The organism is Pseudomonas sp. CFBP 5748, assembly GCF_053850495.1.
In genome coordinates, this window is record NZ_JBSPTN010000003.1 from 118189 (window position 1) to 141689 (window position 23501).

The window sequence follows — 23501 nt, forward strand, 5'->3', positions numbered from 1 at the left end:
TAAAGCCTGCCATCGACACTGGGCCTATCTGCCGAATGGCATAGACGATACGCACCGGTTGGCCGATGGCGAAGACCGCGAAGGCCGGCAAAGTGGGCTCATTGAAACCCAAAGGAACGCTTTGATGAAAATGAAAACCTGTGCCATCGCTGCCTTTTTCCTGCTGGGCGCGCCGTTGGTTCATGCCGCCGAGGCCACGCCTTACGTGTACCGCACCGTGGCCGAACAGCCCAAGAACGTGAATGACCGTGAGGTCGCTGCGCTGTTCGATCGCTGGAACGCCGCGTTGCAAACCGGCAGCGCCAGCGCGGTGACAAGCCTCTACGCCCCGGACGCAATTTTGCAACCGACTGTTTCCAACAAGGTGCGCAACACGCCAGCGCAGATCCAGGATTACTTCGAGCACTTTCTGGCGGCTAAACCGGTCGGCCAGATCAACTACCGGGAGATCCGTCATCTGGGGCCCGACGCGGCGATGGACAGTGGAGTCTATACCTTCACGCTCACCAATGCCGATGGTTCAAAACGTGATGTCCAGGCGCGCTATACCTTCCTCTATGAGCGTCTCGACGGTCAGTGGAAGATTATCAACCATCACTCATCGGCGATGCCCGAAGTGCCGAAAGCATTGCACGCCAGTCACTGATACCGCGCCTTGTGCCGAGGGTGCTGTCGCTGGGCTGCTTGGCAGCCCAGCGACTTCTCCCAAAGCCATAGGCCTTCAGCGTATTTTCACGGTCCTGCATAAAGAGCTTGGATTAGCCTGCGAACATTAATTAGAATCAGTCTCATTTGAGACATTCTTTGCGCAAGGCTTCCTGACATGTTTGACGCAGCTACGCCGACGGAGCACTCCCTCCATGCGTTGTACCGCGACCACGGCGGCTGGCTGGAAGGCTGGTTGAGACGGCGCATGGGCAATGCCTGGGATGCGGCGGACCTGCGTCAGGATACGTTTCTGCGCGTTCTGTCCAGCGCCCAACCGCTGGCCGATTTGCACGAGCCTCGCGCCTATCTGCTGACGGTCGGCAAGCGTCTGCTGAGCAATTTCTACACCCGCCGCAACCTGGAGCAGGCGTACCTCGATGCCCTGGCGAGCCTGCCCGAAGACAGTGTGCCGTCTCCGGAACAGCGCTGGCTGCTGCTGGAAACCCTGCAAGCCCTGGACGAATTGCTCGACGGCCTGCCGCCCCTGGTGCGACGGGCTTTTTTGTGGAGCCAGCTCGAAGGCCTTGGCTATCGAGAGATAGCCGAGCGCATGCAGGTGTCCGAACGCACCATCAAGCGCTACATGGCCCAGGCCTACGAGCACTGCCTGTTGGTAGACTTTTGATGCGCCCGGCGCCATCGCCCGAAGCCCGTGAAGCCGCCCGGGCGGCTGCGCGCTGGCTGACGCTGATGGAGTTCGACGGTGACGCGTTCGACTCGGCCGCCCTGCAACGCTGGCGCGATAGCAGCGCGGACCACGAAGCGGCCTGGCAAAAGGCGCTGCGCTTGCGCGAGCGATTCGCCGGGGTGCCGCCCTCGTTGGGCATGGCGACCCTGGATCGTCCGGCAATGGCCCGGCGTGCGGTGCTCAAGCGCGCCTTGGGCGTCGCCGCATTGGTGCCGGCCGCGTGGCTGCTGGGGCGAGAGCTGCCATTGGAGGTCTGGCGTGCCGACTTGCACACTGCCACGGGCGAACAACGGCGGTGGTCGTTGATCGATGGCAGCACCCTGCAGTTGAACACTGACAGCGCCGTGGACCTGGACCTCAAGGCCCGGCGGTTGGTACTGGTACGGGGCGAGGTGGCCCTCAAGGTCACAGGCACTACACCATTGGCCGTTCAAGCGCCTTATGGGCTCATTACTGTCAGTCGCGGTGAGGTCTGCGTGCGCTTGAGCGAACACCGCTGTCGGGTCTCGGTGGTTAGCGGTTCGGTGCCGCTGCAGCCGTTGCGCGGGCCGTCGCTGATGCTGGAGCAAGGCCAGCAAGTCAGCCTCCAGGCGGCGGGTGCGGGGCCGGTGGGGGCCTTTGACGGAGCGCAACCGGATTGGCGCGACGGGGTGCTGGTGGCACATAACCAACCGCTGGGGGATTTTCTCCGCGAGCTGGGTCGCTATCGTCCGGGTGTATTGCGCTGGGACCAAGCCCTGGAATCCCTGCGTGTCACCGGCAGCTTTCGGCTGGAAAACACCGACCGTATCCTCGCGCTGCTCTCGGCCAGCTTGCCGCTGGATGTGCAAATGCGCACCCGCTACTGGGTCACGTTAACGCCGCGCAAAAATATTGCGTGAAGCCTGTCCCCTTTTTTTGTCTCGCTTGTCATTCATGGCAACTGAACAAAAATGAGAGCGCCTTCCAATGTCCGCAGCAGTACCTTTGCGTTTTCGTCCAGCCGTTGCCGGCTGCCGCGCGCTGTTCAACCTGAGTCTCATTCTGAGTCTGGGCACCAGTCCATTTTTCATCTCATCCAGCCAGGCCGAAGAAGTGGCCCGACGCAGCTATCAGGTGCCGGCTGGCAGCCTCAGCGCGGCGCTGACTCGCTTCGCCGGGCTGGCGGGTGTCAACCTGTCGGTGGACCCGGCCCTGGTGAGCGGGCGCAACAGCGCCGGGCTTTCGGGTGAGTATGGGGTGCAGGAGGGTTTTGCCCGGCTGTTGCAGGGCTCCGGCCTGCAACTTCAGCCGGTAGGCGAGCAGGCATACATCCTGACCCCCGCGCCAGAAGGCGGCTCCCTGCAACTGGCCCCCACATCGATTCTCGGCGCCGCAGCCTCGACCGAAAACGAGGTGTATGCCGGCGGCCAGGTTGCACGCCGCGGGTCGCAAGGCCTGCTGGGCTCGCGCGACTTCATGGAAACGCCGTTCAGCATGACCACCTACACCAGCCAGACGGTCAAGAACCAGCAGGCGCGTACCTTGGGCGACCTGATTGCCAGCGACCCGTCGGTTCGCGCCACCAATCCGGCTGGCGGGCGTTATGAGCAGTTCACCATTCGCGGGTTGAGCCTGTTCAACAGTGATGTCGCCTACAACGGTCTCTACGGCGTCCTGCCCACCTATACGATCGACATGGAGATGGCGGATCGCGTCGACATTCTCAAGGGCCCGACCCAGCTCATCAACGGTATCTCGCCACGGGGTAGCGTGGGCGGCGGGATCAACGTGGTGCCCAAGCGCGCCACGGACAAACCGATCACCTCGTTCACCGGCAGCTATGCGTCCAACAACCAGCTCGGCGGAGCCGTGGATGTGGGGCGGCGCTTTGGTGAAGAGAACAAGTTCGGTATCCGCTTCAACGGTGTGAAGCAGTCCGGCGACACAGAATGGGATCACCAGAGTGTTGACCGTGACATGGCCGTGCTAGGCCTGGATTTTCGCGGTGAGCGCTTGCGAATCTCGACGGACATCGGGCGCACCGAACGTGATACCGATGCGCCGCAAGAACGTGTCCAGGTCGCCGCCGCTGCGCCGGTACCTCGTGCCAGCGATGTGGATCGCAACTATGCGCAGTCCTGGAGCAAGGCGCGCACCCAGGACACTTTCGGCGCGATAAACGCTGAGTTCGATGTCAACGACTCCGTCATGCTGTACGGTGGTGCCGGGGCGCGCAAAAGTAATCATGAGTTCCTCCGGCATGCCGTTTCGGTCCTCAACGAGGCTGGGGATTTCCGCGTTCAACCCCGTGATTTCACCCGCGACGAGAATGTCCGGACCGCCAATGCCGGGGTGCGCAACTGGTTCCATACCGGGCCGGTCAGCCACGAAGTCAACCTGGCCGCCAGCTATTTCTACATGGACTTCACCAATGGTGGCGCCCGTTACGGTCAGTCCGACAGCAACCTGTATGACCCGGTGGAAACACCAACGCCGAGCGTTATCACGCGGTCAGATCCAAAGGTCTACACCGAGAACCATTACAGCGGCGTGGCGTTGTCGGACACCTTGGGCTTTTTCGATGACCGCTTGCTACTGACCCTTGGCGCCCGCTGGCAGCGAGTGGAGGTTGACGACTGGTCGAATGGCGTCAAAGGCCGCACCGCCTACGACGAGGTAAAGGTTTCGCCGTCGGGCGGCATCCTGTTCAAGGCCACCGACAAACTGTCGCTGTATGCCAATTACATGGAAGGCTTGAGCCAGGGCAAGATCGCGCCATCAACGTCGAACAACGAGGATGAGATCTTCCCACCGTTCATCAGCCGTTCGGTTGAAGTCGGAGGCAAGTATGACGCGGGCCCGTTCGCCTTTACCGTCGCCGTATTCCGGATCAAGCAGCCGGCCTACGAGACCAACGCCACGACGCGGGTTTTCGGCCCCAATGGCAAGCGTGAAAACACCGGTGTGGAACTGAGTGTGTTCGGTGAACCGTTCAAGGGTACCCGTTTGCTCGGTGGCGTCATGTACATCGACAGCAAATTGACCAACACCACCGACGGCAATTTCGATGGCAACCGCGCACCCGCCACACCGAAATACAACGTCAACCTGGGGGCCGAATGGGACGTGCCGACCGTACAAGGACTGACCCTCACCAGCCGCGGCATCTATTCCAGCTCGCAGTACCTGGATCAGGCCAACACCAAGGAAATCGACTCCTGGGAGCGTTTTGACGTGGGGGCACGCTACGCGTTCAAGGTCGACGACAAGCACATCACCCTGCGTGCCAATGTCGAGAACGTGGCGGACAAGCGCTACTGGAGTTCGGCCGGGGCCTCGGATGACAGCGAGCCAGGCTTGACGCTGGCGACCCCGCGCACCTACCTGTTGTCCGCAACCGTCGACTTCTAGGCTACTGTGCGGCTCCAAGGAGGGAGCCGATTGCGTTCAGGCATCGCGGAACAGGTCGTGGGCATCGAGCAAACGCCAGGCGATTTCAGGGCGTTTTTCCAGCCCGCGCCGTATGGCGGTGGGGATCGATTGACGTATCTTGCGGCACAGGCCGGGTTGATCCTGGAATTCGATGGCAATGCCACGCATGGTTCGTACTTCGTTGTAGCCGGGTTCGACGGTCAGGCGGATCCCCAGGTTTTCGTACAGGCGTTGCTGCAAACGCTGGAGTTCATCAAGGCTCTGGATGTTCTCCAATCGTTCAAGCAGGCGCTTTTCTTCCTGGCGGTTCAAGCACAGGATGCGCAGGTCGCTGCCAGGCGTTTGCAGCAACGCATCACGCCCGCAATCGCAGACGCCGGGCGGGCAGGGGGGACGGATCGGGGGCGACGCGGTCATGGGCTTCACAAAGTCTGCAACATCACGAAACTGGCTCCAGGCAATGTGATGCCTGAGGGCACGCGGGTCAACCCTGTTATGTGGGAGCGGGCTTGCTCGCGAAGGTGGTGTGTCAGTCACAGCAATCTTGGATGTGCCGACCCCTTCGCGAGCAAGCCCGCTCCCACAGGGTTTGGTGGTGTCCACAAAGGTTGCGTTCATCACAGATCCATTGTGGGAGCGGGCTTGCTCGCGAAAGCGGTGTGTCGGGCCTACAGCCCCAGCTCAGACAACCCCGGGTGATCATCCGGCCGGCGGCCCAGGGGCCAGTGGAATTTGCGCTCGCTTTCCTTGATGGGCATGTCGTTGATGCAGGCGTAGCGGTTGTACATCAGGCCTTGCTCGTCAAACTCCCAATTCTCATTGCCATAGGAGCGGAACCAGTTGCCCGAGTCGTCGTGCCATTCGTAGGCGTAGCGCACCGCGATGCGATTGCCGGTGAAGGCCCAGAGTTCCTTGATCAGCCGGTAATCGAGTTCCTTGGCCCACTTGCGGGTGAGGAACGCCTTGGCTTCTTCGCGGTTATGGGCGAATTCGGCGCGGTTGCGCCATTGGGTATCGAGGGTGTAGGCCATGGACACTTTTTGTGGATCGCGCGAGTTCCAGCCGTCTTCAGCCAGGCGAACTTTTTCGATGGCTGACTCACGGGTGAAAGGCGGCAGGGGCGGGCGAACTTCAGGGGATGACATGGCAGATCTCCAGGTTAAGTTGCACAAGGGTTCAATGGGACGGGTGTTATCAACGGCTTACTAATAAAGTTTCCAGCATGTCCTGGGCATGATCCGCAGCGCTGTGGTCGCCCATGACCAGCGCCACGGTAATGGCGCCGTCGATCAGAATCAGCAGTTGCCGGGCCAGCGCGTCGGGCTTCTCGACACCTTGCTCTACGCACAACCGGGTCACGTAATCGAGTAACTTCTGTTTATGCAGCTTCGCCAGTTGGCGCACCGGATCCTGTGGATCGCCGGTTTCGCCGCTGGTATTGATGAACGCACAGCCACGAAAACCTTCGCTGTCGAACCACCCCTTGAGCACGGTGAACAGGTTGAGCAACCGTGCTGCCGGTGTCGGGGCCTTGTCGACCTCGGTACTGAACCAGTGCATCCAACGTTCATCCCGCCGCTTGAGGGCGGCCAGGATCAGATCGTCCTTATTGGTGAAGTAGCGGTAGATACTTTTCCTGGAGACGCCGGCAGTTTTCACCAGAAGGTCCATGCCAGTGGCGGCGATGCCACTTTTATAGATCAACTTTTCGGCGACATCGAGAATGATGTCTCGTGTTTCATTGCTATTGATTTCGTTCATGTGGCTTACAGTAGAACGATCGTTCTCCTTGGTCAAATCTTTTTTCATGACGACGGGAAGACCCCACCCCATCCCATGGTGTAAGCTCATCCGTTCTTCGGAATCGACCTTTTGCGAGCCCTATGCCGTCGCTCTTCAAACGCTCCCTGCTGCCCAAACTGCGCAGCTTTGCACTGACCGCCGATGCGGTGACCATCCTCGATGGCGCCGCCGAGTTCCGCCGTTGCCTGCTGGAGAAAATTGCTCAGGCCACCCAGCGCATCTACATCGTCGCCCTGTACCTGCAAGAGGACGAGGCCGGCCAGGAAATTCTCGATGCCCTGCATGCTGCCAAAGCCGCGCGTCCCGAACTGGACATCGTTGTGGTGGTGGACTGGCTGCGGGCCCAACGTGGGTTGATCGGCGCCAAGAAGCAGCCGGGCAACTCGGCGTGGTACCAGGAACAGACGCGCACCCATGCCAGCGAAGTGCCGATCTACGGCGTACCGGTGCAAACCCGCGAGCTGTTCGGCGTGTTGCACTTGAAAGGCTTCGTGATCGACGACTGCGTGCTCTACAGTGGCGCGAGCCTGAATAACGTCTACCTGCACAAGTTCGACAAGTATCGCTACGACCGCTATCACTTGCTGCAGAGCACGCCTCTGGCCGACTCGCTGCAGCACTTGGTGCAGCATGGTCTGATTGCGTCCAAGGCCGTGCATCGCCTGGACCTGCCGAACCTGCCCAGCACCCGCAGCCTGCGCAAGGACATTGGTGACCTGCGCAGCCGCCTCAAGTACGCGACGTATGACACCACCACCGGTAGCGTCGACAAGAGCGGCCTGTCGGTAAGCCCGCTGCTGGGTGTGGGCAAGAACAACCCGCTGAGCCGAGTGATCGGCGAGCTGATCGCCAGCAGCCGTCAGCAACTGACCATTTGCACGCCATACTTCAACCTGCCCCTGGCCGTGACCCGCGAGATCAACCGCGCCCTGGCCCGCGGGGTGAAGATCGACATCATCGTCGGCGACAAGACCGCCAACGATTTCTACATGGCGCCGAGCGAGCCGTTCAAGATCATCGCCGCGCTGCCCTATCTCTATGAGATCAGCCTGCGGCGCTTCGCCAAACGGCACCAGCGCTACATCGACAGCGGCCAGTTGAACCTGCACTTGTGGCGTGACGGCGACAACACTTATCACCTCAAGGGCATGTGGGTCGACGAGCGCTACACCTTGCTGACCGGCAACAACCTCAATCCGCGGGCCTTTCGCCTGGATCTGGAAAACGCCCTGTTGCTGGACGACCCCAAGGGCGAGTTGCTTGCGCCGCGCCAGGCCGAACTTGAGCAGATCTATCGGCATACTCGCCGGATCGAACGTTACCAGGACCTGGAGACCCTGCCGGACTACCCCGCAGCAGTCGGCAAGTTTCTCAAGCGGGTCAGCCGGGTGCGGATCGAGCGGTTGCTTTACCGGATCCTGTGAACACCCGCGCCATGTCGGAAAAAGACACCATCTCCATCCAGTTGGTGCGTGAGGCGCTGCTGCAAAGCTGCGCTCCCGGCGCCGCCACCGAAGAAGTCCTGAGCAAGGTCGGTATCGACCCGGCGTTGCTCGGCGATGCTCAGGCGCGTGTGCCGGCCCATGCCTATGCTCGGCTGTGGCGGTTGCTGGCCCGGCGGCGGGATGACGAGTTCTTCGGCATGGACCCGCGCAAGCTCAAGTCCGGCAGCCTGGCGTTTCTCTGCCAATGCGCCATGGCCCAGCCGACACTGGCGAGCGGGTTGACGGCGGCGCTGGGGTTTCTCTCGCTGATGCTTGAGCACCTGCCGGCCCAGTGGGTCCGCCAGCAGAGTCTGGCGGAGATTGTCCTGTTGGAGGACGAGCAGGAACCGCGTCGCCCGTTCACGTATTTTACCTACTGGATGATCGTCCATGGCGTGGCCTGCTGGCTGGCCGGGCGGCGCATTCCGATTCTTTCCGTCGAGTTACGCTGTCCGGCACCGGATTTCTGCGACGACTACCGGGTGATGTTTTCCCAGAACCTGCGCTTCGACCGGCCCCGCACCCGGATGATTTTCGCCGCCGAGTTCCTGGACCTGCCCATCAAGCGCAGCGCTGAAGAACTCAAGCGCTTCCTGGCCCAGGCGCCGGCCAACATTCTGGTCAAATACCGCGACCCGCAAAGCCTCGCCAGCCGCATCCGGCACGACCTGCGCCAGTTGCCCGCCCAACAATGGCCGGAAACCGAGGCCCTGGCCCAGCAGCTGTGTGTTTCCGCGTCCACCCTGCGCCGCCGCCTGGCGGAGGAGGGCCAGACCTATCAAGGCCTCAAGGACAGCGTGCGCAAGGAACTGGCGATCACCTGGCTGGCCGAGCCTTCGATCAGTTTCGTCGACATCGCCTCGCGCCTGGGTTTCGCCGACGCCAGCTCCTTCTACAAGGCGTTTCGCAAGTGGTCCGGCTCCAACCCGGGGCATTATCGCAGCTTGATTCTCAACGACCTCGACTGACCTGTTGTCGGGCCGCGCCGAATCCTGTGGGAGCGCGCTTGCTCGCGAAGAGGCCGGCAAATCCAGCATCTCCGTGACTGACATACCGCTTTCGCGAGCAAACCCGCTCCCACAGGGATTTCGCTCAGGCGACTGGCACGCTCACAAAACCGTCATTTCTTTTTGATACAAGCCTGTGCAGGTGCCGGAGAAGCCAGGCCATCAAGCAGAGTAAGGTATGCAAGTGACCGTTTTGGGTAGCGGCTATGTCAGTTTGAATGAGTTTTCCTGCCTCGTAGTTGAGCAAGGTCCGCAAGGACGAGGCGAATGAAAATACTGGTAACCGGTGTCGCAGGTTTTATCGGCTTTCATACGGCCAGGCGGCTGTGTGGAGATGGCCACCACGTGATCGGCATCGACAATCTCAACAGCTACTACAGCGTTGAGTTGAAACAGGCTCGACTCTCGCAACTGGCGACCTGTGACAATTTTCAGTTCCAGTGCCTGGATGTCGCAGACAAACAGGCGCTGCTGGATATCTTTGCCGACAACGCCTTTGACCAAGTCGTCCACCTGGCGGCACAAGCCGGCGTGCGTTACTCCATCGACCACCCGGATGTTTATGCGCAAAGCAATCTGGTGGGCTTCCTCAACGTGCTGGAAGCCTGTCGTGCCCATCGGCCGGCGCACTTGATCTATGCCTCAAGCAGCTCGGTGTATGGCCTGAACGAGCGCCTGCCGTATGCCACCACTGACCCGGTCGATCAGCCGGTGTCGTTCTATGCCGCGACCAAGCGCGCCAATGAACTGATGGCGCACGCGTATTCGCACCTCTATGGCATTCCCACCACCGGCCTGCGGTTTTTTACCGTGTATGGGCCTTGGGGGCGGCCGGACATGGCGCCGTTCAAGTTCACCGACGCCATCCTCAACGGCCGCCCCATCGACGTCTACAACGACGGCGCGATGTCGCGTGACTTCACCTACATTGACGACATTGTCGAGGGCCTCGTGCGCCTGCTCCCGCTGCCGCCTACCGATCAGGCCGGAGTCCCCAACAAGGTCTACAACATCGGATTCGGTTCACCGGTGAGGCTCCTGCAATTTATCGAGTGCATCGAGGAAGCTCTGGGGATCCGCGCAATTAAACACTTCTTGCCGTTGCAGTCGGGCGATGTGGTTAACACCTGGGCGGACACCCGTGAACTGGAGGACCGTGTGGGGTTCAGGCCGCAGGTTTCGGTGCCTGTCGGTGTGCAGGCGTTTGTCCATTGGTATCGCAGCTATTACAGCGTCTGACCACTCATTTCCCAGCCTTTTTCTGGAGCATCATGCACGAAATCCCCTATGTGTCGGTCCTGATTCCGGCCAAAAACGAGGCAGGCAACCTTGTTCCACTTCTCGAAGAAGTGCGCTCGGCGCTGGCCAACGAGGCCTTTGAAGTCATCGTGGTCGACGACGGCAGCACCGACGCCACCGCCGCTGAGTTACGCACCTTGCAAGACCGTGGCTACCGGCAGTTGCGGGTACTCAGTCATGCTCGCTCCCTGGGCCAGAGCACCTCGATTTACCACGCCGCCGAGGCAGCGCGCGGGTCTTGGTTAGCAACCCTGGATGGCGACGGTCAGAACGATCCCGCTGACTTGCCGAAGATGCTCGACCTGGTGCGCGGTTCGGAGGGCCAACCGGCAGGGGTCAAGCTGGTGGCGGGGCATCGGGTCAACCGCCGCGACACGGCGAGCAAACGCTGGGCATCGCGCTTTGCCAACAAACTGCGCGCCAGCCTGCTGAAGGACCAGACGCCCGATACTGGCTGCGGCATCAAGTTGATCGAGCGCGAGGCATTTCTACGCTTGCCGTATTTCGATCACATGCACCGCTTCATTCCTGCGTTGATCCGCCGGCACAACGGCCGAATGCTGGTGCACCCGGTGAACCACCGTGAGCGTGGGGCAGGGGTTTCCAACTACGGAAACCTCGATCGGGCGCTGGTGGGCATTGTCGATCTGTTCGGGGTGTGGTGGCTGATCAAGCGCACTCGCCTGGACGTCAACGCACAAGAAACCGAGGTCTGAGATGGGCAGAGAATCTTTGTGGCTGGCCGTTGGCTTCGGTGGCCAACTGGCGTTCACCGGGCGTTTTGCCCTGCAATGGCTCTACAGCGAATACAAAAAGCGCAGCATGATCCCGGTTGGATTCTGGTACCTGAGCATCGTCGGCAGCGCGTTGTTGCTGGCTTACGCGATCTACCGCGAGGACCCGGTTTTTATCGTCGGTCAGTCCTTCGGTTTCGTCGTGTACCTGCGCAACTTGCAGTTGATCGCCAAGCATCACCAGCGGGAAAGCGGCGAACTGGATAAAAAGGGCTGAGACGGTGCGGATACGATTGTCTTCCTCGCGGCTGGAGTTGCTGGCTTTTGTGCTGTTGACGTTGCTCATGGTCGGTGCCGGTCTCGGCTGGCGCCAACCGATGAACGTCGATGAGGAGCGTTTTCTCGGCGTGGCCCTGGAAATGCTGCAGAACGGCTCCTGGTTCATTCCTCACCGCGCCGGCGAAATTTACGCCGACAAGCCGCCACTGTTCATGTGGGCGGTGGCGCTGTTCATACAGTTGACCCACTTGCCAAAAGTCGCCCTGTATTTGCCGGCGCTGCTGGCAAGTGCCGTTACCACGGCCTGTTTGTATGACTTGGGGCGACGCTTGTGGGGGCGGCGTGTCGGGGTAATCGCGGCGCTCCTGTTTCTCGCGACCTACCAGACCTACAGCATCTTGCGGACCGGACAGATTGACGGCTTTCTCGCGCTTTGGACGATTCTGGGGATCTATGGCTTATGCCGGCATTTGTTGCTGGGTCCGGCGTGGCGCTGGTACTACGTGGCCTGCGCAGCGATGGGCTTGGGCATCATCAGCAAGGGCGTGGGCTTTCTGCCGGTGTTGATGCTGATCCCCTACGTCTATGCCGTGCGCAAAGGTTGGAACGGTGTGGTGTCCATGCCTGGCGAGGCGGGGCGCTGGTGGTTGGGGCTGGCCGTGGCGCTGGCAGCCATCGCGCTATGGCTGGTGCCTTTGCTGGTGATCGTGGCTCAGGGCAGCCCCGACAGTTTGGCGTACGCCGAGGAAATCCTGTTGAAGCAGACGGCCGGACGCTATGCCAATGCCTGGGAGCACCGCGAGCCCTTCTGGTATTTCCTGGTCCAGGTGATTCCGAAGTACTGGCTGCCGATCTTTTTCATGTTGCCGTGGCTGGTGCCGGCCTGGCGCAGACAATTGCTCAAGCACGACGCTCGAGTGTTGCTACTGCTCGGCTGGGTCCTGCTGGTGCTGTTGTTTTTTAGCCTGAGCAGTGGCAAACGCAAGCTGTACATCTTTCCGGCGCTGCCTGCCTTGATTCTGCTGGTGGCGCCTCTGCTACCGTGGATGCTGCGCCGTGGGTTCCTCGGGCGGGCGAGGGGCAAGGTGGTATTCACCGTATTGACTGCGCTGTGGCTGGGTGCCTGGTTTGCCCGCGGCTTCATCGAGCCCCACAGGGAAGGCATCAACCCCCACGAAACCCTGATGCGCGATGTGGCACGGCTCAGTGGCAATGCCGAATTGGTGCTGGTGGGCTGGCGGGAGGGGCATTGGGTTTTCGCGCAGCAACCTATCGTGCATTTTGGCTTTTATAACGGCCACTCCCTGGAACAATCCGCCCTCTGGCTGCGCAGTCACCCGCAAGCCTATGCCTTGGTGCCCGCGCGGGACCTGGCACGCTGTTACGACCCGCAAAAAGCCCGCCGTGTCGGCGCTACCTCGAGGGCCGAGTGGTTCCTGGTGGGGGCTGATGCAGACAACCAGCGTTGCCAGTCCCCGGTGCCGGAGAAGGTCTATTCATTCGCCTGGAAACAGCCGCTGTAGCAGCCATCAAAAATCCCTGTGGAAGCGAGCTTGCTCGCGATAGGGCCCTCACTGACAACACATTCCCCGGATCATGGCCAAACCAGTCAAGCAACTTGATGGCTTTGACCATTGCCGCCAAAGCCCTTCGGCGCGAGTATTTCCCTGCTGTTTACGGTTCCCCCCAACCAATAAAAATACAGAGGGATTCTGGTCATGCGCGATCATTCGTCCGCCACGTCGCAGTTCGATTACCTGCACACCGTCAACGCCGCGCTGCACGGCTCGCTCGAGGCGCTCAATGCCTGTGTCGAGTGTTGCGACCGGCACGCGTTGCCGGGGCGTATTGCCTTGTTCTGGGAGGGGCGCGACGGCAGCGAAGCCACCTGGACATACCGTGACTTGCAGGACAACGCCGCGCGCTTCGCCAATTTCCTGCTGGCCCAAGGCGTCGGCAAGGGCGACAAAGTGGCCGGCCTACTGCCGCGTACCGCTGAGTTGCTGATCGTGGTGCTCGCCACCTGGCGCATCGGAGCGGTGTATCAGCCGCTGTTCACCGCGTTCGGGCCCAAGGCCATTGAGCACCGCCTCGGCAGCTCCGGCGCCCGCATCGTCGTCACCGACGCCGTCAACCGCCCGAAACTCAACGAAGTCGCCGCTTGCCCCACCATCGTCACGGTCGGTGGTGAAAAAGGCCAGGGTATCGTCCGGGGTGACTACAGTTTCTGGGCTGAAGTGGCGAACCATTCCAGCCAGTGCGAACCGCTCATGCTCACGGGCGAAGACCCGTTCCTGCTGATGTTCACCTCCGGCACCACCGGGCCGGCCAAGGCCCTGTCGGTGCCGCTCAAGGCCATCGTTGCGTTCCAGAGCTACATGCGTGACGCCGTGGACCTGCGCCCGGAAGACGCCTTTTGGAACGTCGCCGACCCGGGCTGGGCCTATGGCATCTACTTTGGCGTGACCGGGCCGCTGGCCATGGGGCATCCCATCACTTTCTACGATGGCCCATTCACCCTGGAAAGTACCTGTCGGATCATCAATAAATACAGCATCACTAACCTCGCGGGCTCCCCCACGGCCTATCGTTTGTTGATCGCTGGGGGCGAGCAGTTCGCCCGCTCGATCAAGGGCAAGCTGCGCATCGTCAGCAGCGCCGGTGAGCCGCTGAACCCGGAGGTAATCCGCTGGTTCGCCGACAACCTGAACGTGGTGATCAACGACCATTACGGTCAGACCGAGCTGGGCATGGTGCTGTGCAACCACCACGGGCTTGAACACCCGGTGCACCTGGGGGCGGCCGGTTTCGCCTCGCCGGGCCACCGGATCGTGGTATTGGATGATAACTACCAGGAACTGGGCGTCGGCCAGCCAGGCATTCTCGCCGTCGACCGCAGCCAATCACCGATGTGCTGGTTCGCCGGTTACGAAGGTGGGCCGACCAAAGCCTTCGTCGGCAACTACTACTTGAGCGGCGATACCGTTGAGTTCAACCCCGACGGCAGCATCAGCTTCGTCGGCCGCAGCGACGACGTGATCACCACCTCGGGCTACCGCGTCGGCCCGTTCGACGTGGAAAGCGCCCTGATCGAACACCCGGCCGTGGTCGAAGCCGCCGTGATCGGCAAGCCCGATCCAGAGCGTACCGAGCTGGTGAAGGCCTTCGTGGTGCTCAGTGCCCAATACCGCGCAGCGCCAGAACTGGCCGAAGAGCTGCGCTTGCACGTACGCAAGCGCCTGGCGGCTCATGCGTACCCTCGTGAAATCGAATTTGTCAGCGACTTGCCGAAAACCCCCAGCGGCAAATTGCAGCGCTTTATCTTGCGCAACCAGGAAATCGCTAAAGCCCAAGAGGCTGCGGCGCATAACGTTTCGGCTTGAATCCAAGGAAACCATGATGCAGATCGACAACAAGATTTTCCTCGTCAGCGGCGGCGCGTCCGGCCTCGGTGCGGCCACCGGCGAGATGCTGGTCAAGGCCGGCGCCAAAGTGATGCTGGTGGACCTCAACGCCGACGCCGTGGCCGCCCAGGCGCAAAAGCTCGGCTGCCAGAGCGTGGTGGCGGACATCAGCGACGAGGCGGCGGCTGAAGCGGCGGTCAAGGCCACCGTGGCGGTGTTCGGTGGTCTCAATGGCCTGGTGAACTGCGCCGGTATCGTGCGCGGCGAGAAAATCCTCGGCAAGAACGGCCCGCATGCCTTGGCCAGCTTCAGCCAAGTGATCAACGTCAACCTGATCGGCAGCTTCAATCTGCTGCGCCTGGCTGCCGCGGCCATCGCCGAAACCGAGGCCAATGCCGACGGCGAACGTGGCGTGATCATCAATACCGCTTCGGTGGCAGCCTTCGACGGCCAGATCGGCCAGGCTGCCTATGCCGCATCCAAAGGCGCCATCGCCAGCCTGACCCTGCCGGCGGCCCGGGAACTGGCCCGCTTCGGTATCCGCGTGATGACCATCGCCCCGGGCATTTTCGAAACCCCGATGATGGCCGGCATGACCCCTGAAGTGCGTGACTCCCTGGCCGCCGGCGTGCCGTTCCCGCCGCGCCTGGGCAAACCCGCCGAGTACGCGGCGCTGGTCAGGCATATCATTGAGAACAGCATGCTCAACGGCGAGGTGATCCGTCTCGACGGTGCCTTGCGTATGGCTGCCAAATAAGGAGGATTTATGATGTCCAACGATCCGATTGTCATCGTCAGCGCTGTCCGCACCCCCATGGGCGGTTTCCAGGGTGAACTCAAAAGCCTCACGGCCCCGCAACTGGGGGCTGCCGCGATCAAGGCCGCGGTGGAACGTGCCGGCATCGCGCCGGATTCGGTTGAAGAAGTGCTGTTCGGTTGTGTACTCGCCGCCGGCCAGGGCCAGGCTCCGGCACGTCAGGCCGCGCTGGGCGCCGGGCTCGATAAGTCGACTCGTTGCACCACGCTCAACAAAATGTGCGGTTCGGGCATGGAAGCGACGATCCTCGCCCACGACATGCTCATCGCCGGCAGTGCCGAGGTGGTGGTGGCCGGCGGCATGGAAAGCATGTCCAACGCGCCGTACCTGCTCGATCGCGCCCGCGGCGGTTACCGCATGGGCCACGGCAGGGTACTCGACCACATGTTCCTCGACGGCTTGGAAGACGCCTACGACAAGGGCCGCCTGATGGGCACCTTCGCCGAAGACTGCGCTGAAGCCAACGGCATCAGCCGCGAAGCCCAGGATGCTTTTGCCATTACCTCCACCACCCGCGCCCAGCAGGCGATCAAGGACGGCAGTTTCGACGCCGAGATCGTGCCGTTGCAGGTCATGGTCGGCAATGAGCAAGTGACCATTCGCCACGACGAGCAGCCACCGAAGGCGCGGATCGACAAGATCGCATCCCTCAAGCCGGCGTTCCGGGAAGGCGGCACCGTGACAGCTGCCAATGCCAGTTCGATTTCCGATGGCGCCGCGGCCCTGGTGCTGATGCGCCAGAGCCAGGCGCAGCAGCGCGGCTTGCAGCCGTTGGCGGTGATTCATGGTCATGCGGCGTTTGCCGACACGCCGAGCCTGTTCCCCACGGCCCCGATCGGAGCCGTGCAGAAGCTGATGCAGAAAACCGGTTGGTCGCTGGCTGATGTTGATTTGTTCGAAGTCAACGAAGCCTTCGCCGTGGTCGGCCTGGTGACCATGAGCAAGTTGGAAATTTCCCATGACAAGGTCAACGTTCATGGCGGTGCCTGTGCACTCGGTCACCCGATTGGTGCCTCCGGGGCGCGAATTCTGGTGACGCTGCTCTCGGCCCTGCGCCAGAAAGGCCTCAAGCGCGGCGTAGCGGCCATCTGCATCGGCGGCGGCGAAGCCACGGCCATGGCCGTCGAATGCCTGTATTAAGGAATCACCATGCTCCCGACTGAAGAACAGACCCAAATCAGCGAAGTGGCCCGGCAGTTCGCCCAGGAGCGCTTGAAACCGTTTGCCGCCGAGTGGGACCGTGAGCACCGCTTTCCCAAGGAAGCCATTGGTGAAATGGCCGAACTGGGCTTTTTCGGCATGCTCGTGCCGGAGCAGTGGGGCGGTTGCGACACCGGTTACCTGGCCTATGCCATGGCGTTGGAAGAAATCGCCGCCGGCGACGGGGCGTGCTCGACCATCATGAGTGTGCACAATTCGGTGGGCTGCGTGCCGATCCTCAAGTTCGGCAACGATGAGCAAAAGGCCAAGTTCCTCACGCCCCTGGCCAGCGGCGTGATGCTTGGCGCCTTCGCCCTGACCGAACCCCAGGCCGGTTCGGACGCCAGCAGCCTCAAGACCCGGGCGCGGCTGGAGGGTGATCATTACGTGCTCAATGGTTGCAAGCAGTTCATCACCTCCGGGCAGAACGCAGGGGTGGTGATCGTGTTTGCGGTGACTGATCCAAGTGCCGGCAAGCGCGGCATCAGCGCGTTCATCGTGCCGACCGACTCGCCGGGCTATAGCGTGGCGCGGGTCGAGGACAAGCTCGGCCAGCACGCCTCCGACACCTGTCAGATCCTCTTTGAGGATGTGAGGGTGCCGCTGGCTAATCGCCTCGGGGAGGAGGGCGAGGGCTACAAGATTGCCCTGGCGAATCTGGAAGGCGGGCGCGTGGGCATCGCCGCACAATCGGTGGGCATGGCTCGCGCCGCCTTCGAGGCTGCCCGGGACTATGCCCGGGAGCGGGAAAGTTTCGGCAAGCCGATCATCGAGCACCAGGCCGTGGCATTTCGCCTGGCGGACATGGCGACCCAGATCGCCGTGGCCCGGCAAATGGTGCATTACGCCGCCGCGCTGCGGGACAACGGCCAGCCTGCGCTGGTAGAGGCGTCCATGGCCAAGCTGTTCGCCTCGGAAATGGCCGAAAAAGTCTGCTCCATGGCGTTGCAAACCCTGGGTGGCTACGGTTACCTCAACGACTTCCCGCTGGAGCGCATCTACCGCGACGTGCGGGTCTGCCAGATCTACGAAGGCACCAGCGACATTCAGCGCATGGTCATTTCGCGCAATCTTTGAACAGGAGTCCTGCATGAGCTACGAAACGATTTTATTGGAGATCAAGGACCGGGTCGGCCTGATCACCCTCAACCGTCCCCAGGCATTGAATGCCTTGAACGCGCAGATCGTCAGCGAGTTGAACCAGGCGCTGGACAGCCTGGAAGCCGATCCGAAGATTGGCTGCATCGTGCTGACCGGCTCGAAGAAAGCCTTCGCCGCCGGGGCCGACATCAAGGAAATGGCCGATCTGACCTACCCGCAGATTTATCTGGATGACCTGTTCAGCGACAGCGACCGCGTGGCCAACCGTCGCAAACCGATCATCGCGGCGGTGAACGGCTTTGCTCTGGGCGGAGGCTGCGAGCTGGCGTTGATGTGCGACTTCATCCTGGCCGGTGACAACGCCAAGTTCGGCCAGCCGGAAGTCAACCTCGGCGTACTGCCGGGCATGGGCGGCACCCAGCGCCTGACCCGGGCGGTGGGCAAGGCCAAGGCCATGGAAATGTGCCTGACCGGACGCTTTATCGACGCGGTGGAAGCTGAGCGTTGCGGCATTGTCGCGCGTATCGTACCGGCCGATGAGCTGCTGGATGAGGCGCTGAAAACGGCGGCGTTGATCGCTTCCAAGTCAGTACCCATCAGCATGATGGTCAAGGAAAGCGTCAACCGCGCCTTTGAAGTCAGCCTGTCCGAAGGTGTGCGCTTCGAGCGCCGGGTATTCCACGCGGCCTTTGCGACGCAGGATCAGAAGGAAGGCATGGCGGCATTCGTGGCCAAGCGGGCGGCCGAGTTTCAGGACAAGTAAGGCGGCGTCCTTACTGACGCCATCGCGAGCAAGCCCGCTCCCACAGTGGATCTGGGGTGTACGCAGTATTTGCGTACACCATTGAACCCTGTGGGAGCGAGCTTGCTCGCGATGCTTTTCCAGCCATCAAACCAGGTAGTGTTTCAACTCCCGGGCAATCACCATCCGCTGTATCTCGCTCGAGCCTTCGTAGATCTGGGTAATCCGCGCATCACGGTAGTAGCGCTCCACCGGGTAATCCTCGAGATACCCATACCCACCATGAATCTGTATCGCCGAGGAACAGACCTTCTCGGCCATTTCCGAGGCGAACAGCTTGGCCTGGGAGGCTTCGGACAGGCACGGTTTGCCAGCGCTGCGTAACCGGGCGGCATGCAGGATCAGCAAGCGCGTGGCGTTCAGGCGGGTGTGCATGTCGGCCAGCAGGTTGGCGATGCTCTGGTGCTCGATGATCGGTTTGTCGAATTGCACCCGGTCCCGCGCATAAGCCAGGGCCGCTTCAAACGCAGCACGGGCGATGCCCAGGGCCTGCGCGGCAATGCCGATGCGGCCACCTTCGAGGTTGGAGAGGGCGATCGCCAGGCCTTTGCCGCGAGCCCCCAGCAGGTTGGCCTCGGGGATGGTGCAGTTGCTCAAGGTGACAGCACAGGTGTCCGAGGCGCGGATACCCATTTTGTGTTCAGTGCGATCGACGATGAAGCCCGGCGTATCGGTCGGCACCAGGAACGCCGAAATACCTTTCTTGCCCAGCTCAGGGTCGGTCACTGCGAAGACAATCGCCAGTTTCGCCCGTTTGCCGTTGCTGACGAACTGCTTGGCGCCGTTGATCACCCATTGACCGTCCCGCAGTTCGGCGCGGGTGCGCAGGTTGTGTGCTTCGGAGCCGGCCTGGGGTTCGGTCAGGCAGAAGCAGCCAATGGCCTGGCCGCTGGCAAGATCGGCCAGCCAGGTCTGTTTCTGTTCATCGGTGCCGAAATTGAGCACCGGCCCGCAACCCACCGAGTTGTGAATGCTCATCAACGCCCCAGTGGCGCCGTCGCCCGCGGAGATCTCTTCCACCGCCAGGGCATAGGCCACGTAATCGACATAGGTGCCACCCCATTCCTCCGGCACCACCATGCCCAGCAGGCCCAGTTCGCCCATTTTCGACACCAGGCCGTCGTCGATCCAGCCGGCCTTTTCCCAGGCCTGGGCGTGGGGGGCGATTTCGCCACGGGCGAAATCCCGGGCCATGTCGCGGATCATCACTTGTTCTTCGGTCAGTTCGAGGTCATGCATCATTCAATTCCCGTGGTCGTCGAAGCCGTCGAAGAAACTCGCCACGTGGCGGGCGTCCAGCGCCTCCAGGGTCGGAGGGTTCCAGCGCGGATTCTTGTCTTTGTCGATCAGCAAGGCGCGCACGCCTTCGATCAGGTCGCCGCGTTCGAACCATTGCCGGTCCAGGTGCAGCTCCAGGGCAAAACAGTTTTCCAGGCTCAGGTGCCGACCCCGACGCAGCATTTGCAGGGTCACGGCCATGGCCAGGGGCGAACGGGTGTCCAGCAGGTCGGCGGTTTTCACGGCCCAATCGTGGCTGTTGGCGACCGTGACCTGGCGCAGTTGCTCGACCATGCTCGGTACATCGGGGAGGGCAAAAAAATGATCGATAACCGGGCGCAGGTCGGCCAGGGGCGGGGCGGGCAGTTGTTGCACGCCGAGTTTCGCCAGCAGGCTTTGCAGGTCCTTGAGGGGGGTATCACCCCATTCCAAGCGATCGAGGCGCGCGTCGAGCTGTTCAAGCTTGCGACTGTCCAGATACCAGTCGGCCAGCCCGCAATACAAGGCGTCAGCCGCGCGGATCTGCACACCGCTGACGCCCAGGTAGGTCCCCAGTTCGCCAGGAATACGCGACAGGAAGTAACTGCCACCCACGTCCGGGAAGTACCCGATGCCGACTTCCGGCATCCCCAGGCGGCTGCGCTCGGTCACCACCCGCAGGTCGGCGCCTTGGGCCAGCCCCATGCCGCCGCCCAGCACGAAGCCATCCAGCAGGGCGAGGATCGGTTTGCGGTAGTGATGGATCGTCAGGTCGAGGGCGTACTCCTCGACGAAAAACTCTTCATGCAGGGTATCGCCCTGCTTGTGGCTGTCGTACAGCGAGCGGATATCGCCACCCGCGCAAAACGCCTTGTCGCCGGCGCCACGCAGGACCACTGCGTGAATCTGTGGGTCGAGGGCCCAGGTATCGAGTTGTTGCTGCAAGCTGCGCACCATGCCCAAGGTCAGGGCATTGAGGCCGGCGGGGCGGTTCAGGGTCAAGTGACCGATATGGTTGCGGACTTCGACCAGCACCTCATAGGCCATCGCCTCGACGGTCCCTGTGGCTTGGGATGAAACCTGAGCAGTCATCGCTAACTCCCTGCTTTTATTGTTCTTTATAAATTGTGTCGCGCGTACCTGGCCAGGATCGTAACAGTGCAAATTTGCCTTGCACAACCGGGATACGTGCAGGTCCTCTCTGCATATTTATAGCAGCCACAGGATCAGCCGCGACCCGAAAGCACCTCCGTGATGCTCCGCCGCTTGGCATTTCGCTCGCTGACGTGAATCAATTGCTCAAGATCCTCAGGGGTGACGTCAAAGAACGCTTCCATCTCTGCCAGGGCCTGTTTCAGGTCTTCGCGGGTGATGGCCTGGCGGTCCACGGGAGGATGGTCCGCCGGTATGACGCCCGCCGGCTCACTGGCGCGCTTCGGATAGCGCACGCGTGTCAGGTTGTTGTAGGCCAGCGCACTGACCAGCAGGCCGGAACCGGCCAGCATGGCCGCACCCACGGCCTGCCAGTCCAGGGCAATGATGGAAGGGTCTGCCAGTACCAGCGTCGCCGCTACCGCACCCGCCGGAGGGTGCACGCAACGCAGCCAGCACATCAACACCAGCGCCATGCCGGCAGCCAGGCACGCGCTGCCCAGCGTGCGCCCCAGCACGTGGGCCACCAGCAACGCCACGACCGACGCGCACAGATAGCCGCCAAAAATCGACCAGGGTTGGGCGAGGGCGCCCGAAGACACGGCAAACAACAGCACGGCCGATGCACCGAGAGGGCCGATCAGATGTTGCGCCACCTCGAGGCCATAGACCTGGCTACAGAGCCAGACACTGAACATCGTCCCCAGGGCCATGCCGATGGCGGCGCGACTCCATTCAGTAGGACGGGTATTGATCGCAGCGGGGAACCAGCGAGAAAGCATTCAGCAGAAATCCAAAAAACGAACAAAAAAATGGGCTTACGGGAAGATCCCTGAAAGCCCTTTAAGTGTTCCAACAGTTGGGGGAGGAACGATGCACAGTGTGCCGGTCGTTCCTCTCGCTTACAAATTCATATTAATGCTGCTTGAGTGCATTTATTTTGAGGTAAGGGGCGTTCTCACGCACTTCTCGAGGCTTGGAACCAGGTTTGCGGGGCGATGGGCAGGTTGCGCGATTGCCCTCGGCCCATCGGGAAATAGGTAAACCCCTTGTCGGCCATGCGTTCCGGGTCATACAGATTACGCCCATCAAAAATCACCGGGGCCTTGAGCCGTTGCTGGATAAGCGCGAAGTCCGGCGCCTTGAACGGCTGCCATTCGGTACAAATGACCAGCGCATCAGCGCCTGGTAGCACCGACTCCGGCGTGCCCATCAGCATGAGCTTCGACTCATTGGGGTAGAGCAGTTGGGTCTGCTGCATCGCCTCCGGGTCAAAAGCACGGACGCTGGCACCGGCGGCCCATAGCGACTCCAGGAGCGTGCGGCTCGGCGCATCGCGCATGTCGTCGGTGTTGGGCTTGAAGGCCAGTCCCCACAGGGCAAAGGTTTTGCCGCGCAGGTCGCCTTTATAGAAGGCATTGATCCGCTCGAACAGCTTGTGTTTCTGCCGGCGGTTGATGGACTCCACCGCTTGCAGCAGGTCGCTGGAGCAGTGGGCTTGCTCAGCCGTGTGGATCAGCGCGCGCATGTCCTTGGGGAAACACGAACCACCGTAGCCGCAACCCGGGTAAATGAAGTGATAACCGATGCGCGAGTCGGCTCCGATGCCCAGGCGCACCGATTCGATGTCGGCCCCCAGGTGTTCGGCCAATTCGGCGATCTGGTTGATGAAGCTGATCTTGGTCGCCAACATGCCGTTGGCCGCGTATTTGGTCAGCTCGGCACTGCGCACATCCATGAACAGGACGCGGTCGTGGTTGCGATTGAACGGTGCGTACAGGTCGCGCATGATCTCGCGGACTTCATCGCGCTCGCAGCCGATCACGATGCGATCCGGGCGCCGACAATCGGCAACGGCCGAGCCTTCCTTGAGGAATTCGGGGTTGGAGACGATATCGAACTGCAGCAGGCGACCGGCCTTGAGCAGGCATTTGTCGATGTGCTCCCGCAGGACATCGCCAGTGCCCACCGGCACGGTGGACTTCTCCACCAGGATGAGGGGGTGCTCACGGTAGCGGGCGACAGCTTCGCCGACGGCCAGGACTTGGCCCAGATCGGCCGAGCCGTCCTCCCTGGAAGGCGTGCCCACGGCGATAAACAGTACCTGGCCGTGCTGCACGGCAAGCTGCTCATCGCAGGTGAAATGCAACCGCCCGGCCTCGAGCCCTTCGCGCACCAGCGTCGCCAGCCCAGGTTCGAAGATACTCACCTGGCCCTGGCGCAGGTTGTCGACTTTGCGCTCGTCGATGTCCATGCACACCACGTCATGACCGACCTCGGCCAACACAGCGGCTTGGACCAACCCTACATAACCACTTCCCAATACACTGATTTTCATGGCGGACTCCCTGGATCATTTCCGAGCGGGCGGAC

General features: G+C 61.7%; 22 protein-coding genes. 15 read left to right on the top strand and 7 right to left on the bottom strand.

The genetic code is table 11. The annotated features are described in order from the left end of the window. The first annotated feature begins 124 nt into the window (after positions 1-124). From ACWNZ1_RS08220 to ACWNZ1_RS08235, 4 genes are all read left to right on the top strand, one after another. Positions 125-646, top strand: a complete 522-nt coding sequence (locus tag ACWNZ1_RS08220) for an SgcJ/EcaC family oxidoreductase (RefSeq protein ID WP_256452850.1) — start codon at positions 125-127, stop codon at positions 644-646. Between the two features lie 177 nt (positions 647-823). Further along, complete coding sequence (locus ACWNZ1_RS08225; RefSeq protein WP_135845402.1) at positions 824-1333, top strand: sigma-70 family RNA polymerase sigma factor; 510 nt, start codon at positions 824-826, stop codon at positions 1331-1333. Next, the gene (locus ACWNZ1_RS08230) at positions 1333-2277 is read left to right on the top strand and encodes a FecR domain-containing protein (protein ID WP_456027552.1); all 945 of its coding nucleotides are present in this window, start codon (positions 1333-1335) and stop codon (positions 2275-2277) included. Before ACWNZ1_RS08225 ends, ACWNZ1_RS08230 begins: the two co-directional genes overlap by 1 nt. A gap of 67 nt (positions 2278-2344) precedes the next feature. Continuing rightward, complete coding sequence (locus ACWNZ1_RS08235) at positions 2345-4768, top strand: TonB-dependent receptor (protein ID WP_256452851.1); 2424 nt, start codon at positions 2345-2347, stop codon at positions 4766-4768. Positions 4769-4804: 36 nt separating this feature from the next. Here the strand turns inward: ACWNZ1_RS08235 and ACWNZ1_RS08240 are convergent, their stop codons facing one another. The 3 genes from ACWNZ1_RS08240 to ACWNZ1_RS08250 form a co-directional block, all read right to left on the bottom strand. After that, entirely contained in the window at positions 4805-5206 is a 402-nt protein-coding gene (locus ACWNZ1_RS08240) for a hypothetical protein (RefSeq protein WP_135845405.1), read from the bottom strand. Between the two features lie 251 nt (positions 5207-5457). Next, positions 5458-5934 (bottom strand): nuclear transport factor 2 family protein, encoded by a 477-nt coding sequence (locus ACWNZ1_RS08245; RefSeq protein ID WP_135845406.1) that lies wholly within the window; start codon positions 5932-5934, stop codon positions 5458-5460. Between the two features lie 49 nt (positions 5935-5983). Continuing rightward, positions 5984-6550 carry a TetR/AcrR family transcriptional regulator gene (locus ACWNZ1_RS08250; protein WP_256452852.1) on the bottom strand — a complete coding sequence of 189 codons (567 nt, stop codon included), beginning with the start codon at positions 6548-6550 and terminating at the stop codon, positions 5984-5986. A gap of 122 nt (positions 6551-6672) precedes the next feature. Between ACWNZ1_RS08250 and pssA the strand changes: the two genes are divergently transcribed. The 11 genes from pssA (at position 6673) to ACWNZ1_RS08305 (ending at position 18680) form a co-directional block, all read left to right on the top strand. Then, positions 6673-8016, top strand: coding sequence for a CDP-diacylglycerol--serine O-phosphatidyltransferase (pssA, locus tag ACWNZ1_RS08255; protein ID WP_135845408.1), 1344 nt, complete (start codon positions 6673-6675; stop codon positions 8014-8016). A gap of 11 nt (positions 8017-8027) precedes the next feature. Continuing rightward, positions 8028-9044: an AraC family transcriptional regulator gene (locus ACWNZ1_RS08260; protein ID WP_256452853.1), complete on the top strand. Its 1017-nt coding sequence runs from the start codon at positions 8028-8030 to the stop codon at positions 9042-9044. A 306-nt stretch (positions 9045-9350) separates the two neighbouring features. After that, a complete protein-coding gene (locus ACWNZ1_RS08265) occupies positions 9351-10322 on the top strand; it encodes an NAD-dependent epimerase (RefSeq protein WP_256452854.1) in 972 nt (323 codons plus the stop codon). A gap of 32 nt (positions 10323-10354) precedes the next feature. Beyond that, positions 10355-11098 (top strand): glycosyltransferase family 2 protein, encoded by a 744-nt coding sequence (locus ACWNZ1_RS08270; RefSeq protein ID WP_135845411.1) that lies wholly within the window; start codon positions 10355-10357, stop codon positions 11096-11098. Position 11099: 1 nt separating this feature from the next. After that, a complete protein-coding gene (locus ACWNZ1_RS08275) occupies positions 11100-11393 on the top strand; it encodes a lipid-A-disaccharide synthase N-terminal domain-containing protein (protein ID WP_135845412.1) in 294 nt (97 codons plus the stop codon). A gap of 67 nt (positions 11394-11460) precedes the next feature. After that, positions 11461-12918, top strand: a complete 1458-nt coding sequence (locus ACWNZ1_RS08280) for an ArnT family glycosyltransferase (RefSeq protein ID WP_256454396.1) — start codon at positions 11461-11463, stop codon at positions 12916-12918. 195 nt (positions 12919-13113) lie between these two features. After that, the gene (locus ACWNZ1_RS08285) at positions 13114-14778 is read left to right on the top strand and encodes an AMP-binding protein (RefSeq protein ID WP_135845413.1); all 1665 of its coding nucleotides are present in this window, start codon (positions 13114-13116) and stop codon (positions 14776-14778) included. 16 nt (positions 14779-14794) lie between these two features. Further along, positions 14795-15556 carry an SDR family NAD(P)-dependent oxidoreductase gene (locus tag ACWNZ1_RS08290; protein ID WP_135845414.1) on the top strand — a complete coding sequence of 254 codons (762 nt, stop codon included), beginning with the start codon at positions 14795-14797 and terminating at the stop codon, positions 15554-15556. Between the two features lie 12 nt (positions 15557-15568). After that, positions 15569-16756 carry an acetyl-CoA C-acyltransferase gene (locus ACWNZ1_RS08295; RefSeq protein ID WP_456027619.1) on the top strand — a complete coding sequence of 396 codons (1188 nt, stop codon included), beginning with the start codon at positions 15569-15571 and terminating at the stop codon, positions 16754-16756. A 9-nt stretch (positions 16757-16765) separates the two neighbouring features. Continuing rightward, positions 16766-17893, top strand: coding sequence for an acyl-CoA dehydrogenase (locus ACWNZ1_RS08300; RefSeq protein ID WP_135845415.1), 1128 nt, complete (start codon positions 16766-16768; stop codon positions 17891-17893). A 13-nt stretch (positions 17894-17906) separates the two neighbouring features. Continuing rightward, complete coding sequence (locus ACWNZ1_RS08305; RefSeq protein WP_135845416.1) at positions 17907-18680, top strand: enoyl-CoA hydratase; 774 nt, start codon at positions 17907-17909, stop codon at positions 18678-18680. Positions 18681-18806: 126 nt separating this feature from the next. On the opposite strand, the gene ACWNZ1_RS08310 is transcribed toward ACWNZ1_RS08305, so the two are convergent. The 4 genes from ACWNZ1_RS08310 to ACWNZ1_RS08325 all read right to left on the bottom strand — a co-directional run bounded on the left by ACWNZ1_RS08310 (position 18807) and on the right by ACWNZ1_RS08325 (position 23466). Then, on the bottom strand, positions 18807-19958 hold the full coding sequence (locus ACWNZ1_RS08310) for an acyl-CoA dehydrogenase family protein (protein WP_135847990.1): 1152 nt from the start codon (positions 19956-19958) through the stop codon (positions 18807-18809). Between the two features lie 3 nt (positions 19959-19961). After that, positions 19962-21068 (bottom strand): enoyl-CoA hydratase/isomerase family protein, encoded by a 1107-nt coding sequence (locus ACWNZ1_RS08315; RefSeq protein ID WP_135845417.1) that lies wholly within the window; start codon positions 21066-21068, stop codon positions 19962-19964. Between the two features lie 134 nt (positions 21069-21202). Continuing rightward, positions 21203-21910, bottom strand: a complete 708-nt coding sequence (locus ACWNZ1_RS08320; protein WP_135845418.1) for an HPP family protein — start codon at positions 21908-21910, stop codon at positions 21203-21205. A gap of 176 nt (positions 21911-22086) precedes the next feature. Continuing rightward, positions 22087-23466, bottom strand: coding sequence for a UDP-glucose dehydrogenase family protein (locus tag ACWNZ1_RS08325; RefSeq protein ID WP_256452855.1), 1380 nt, complete (start codon positions 23464-23466; stop codon positions 22087-22089). Positions 23467-23501 lie beyond the last annotated feature (35 nt).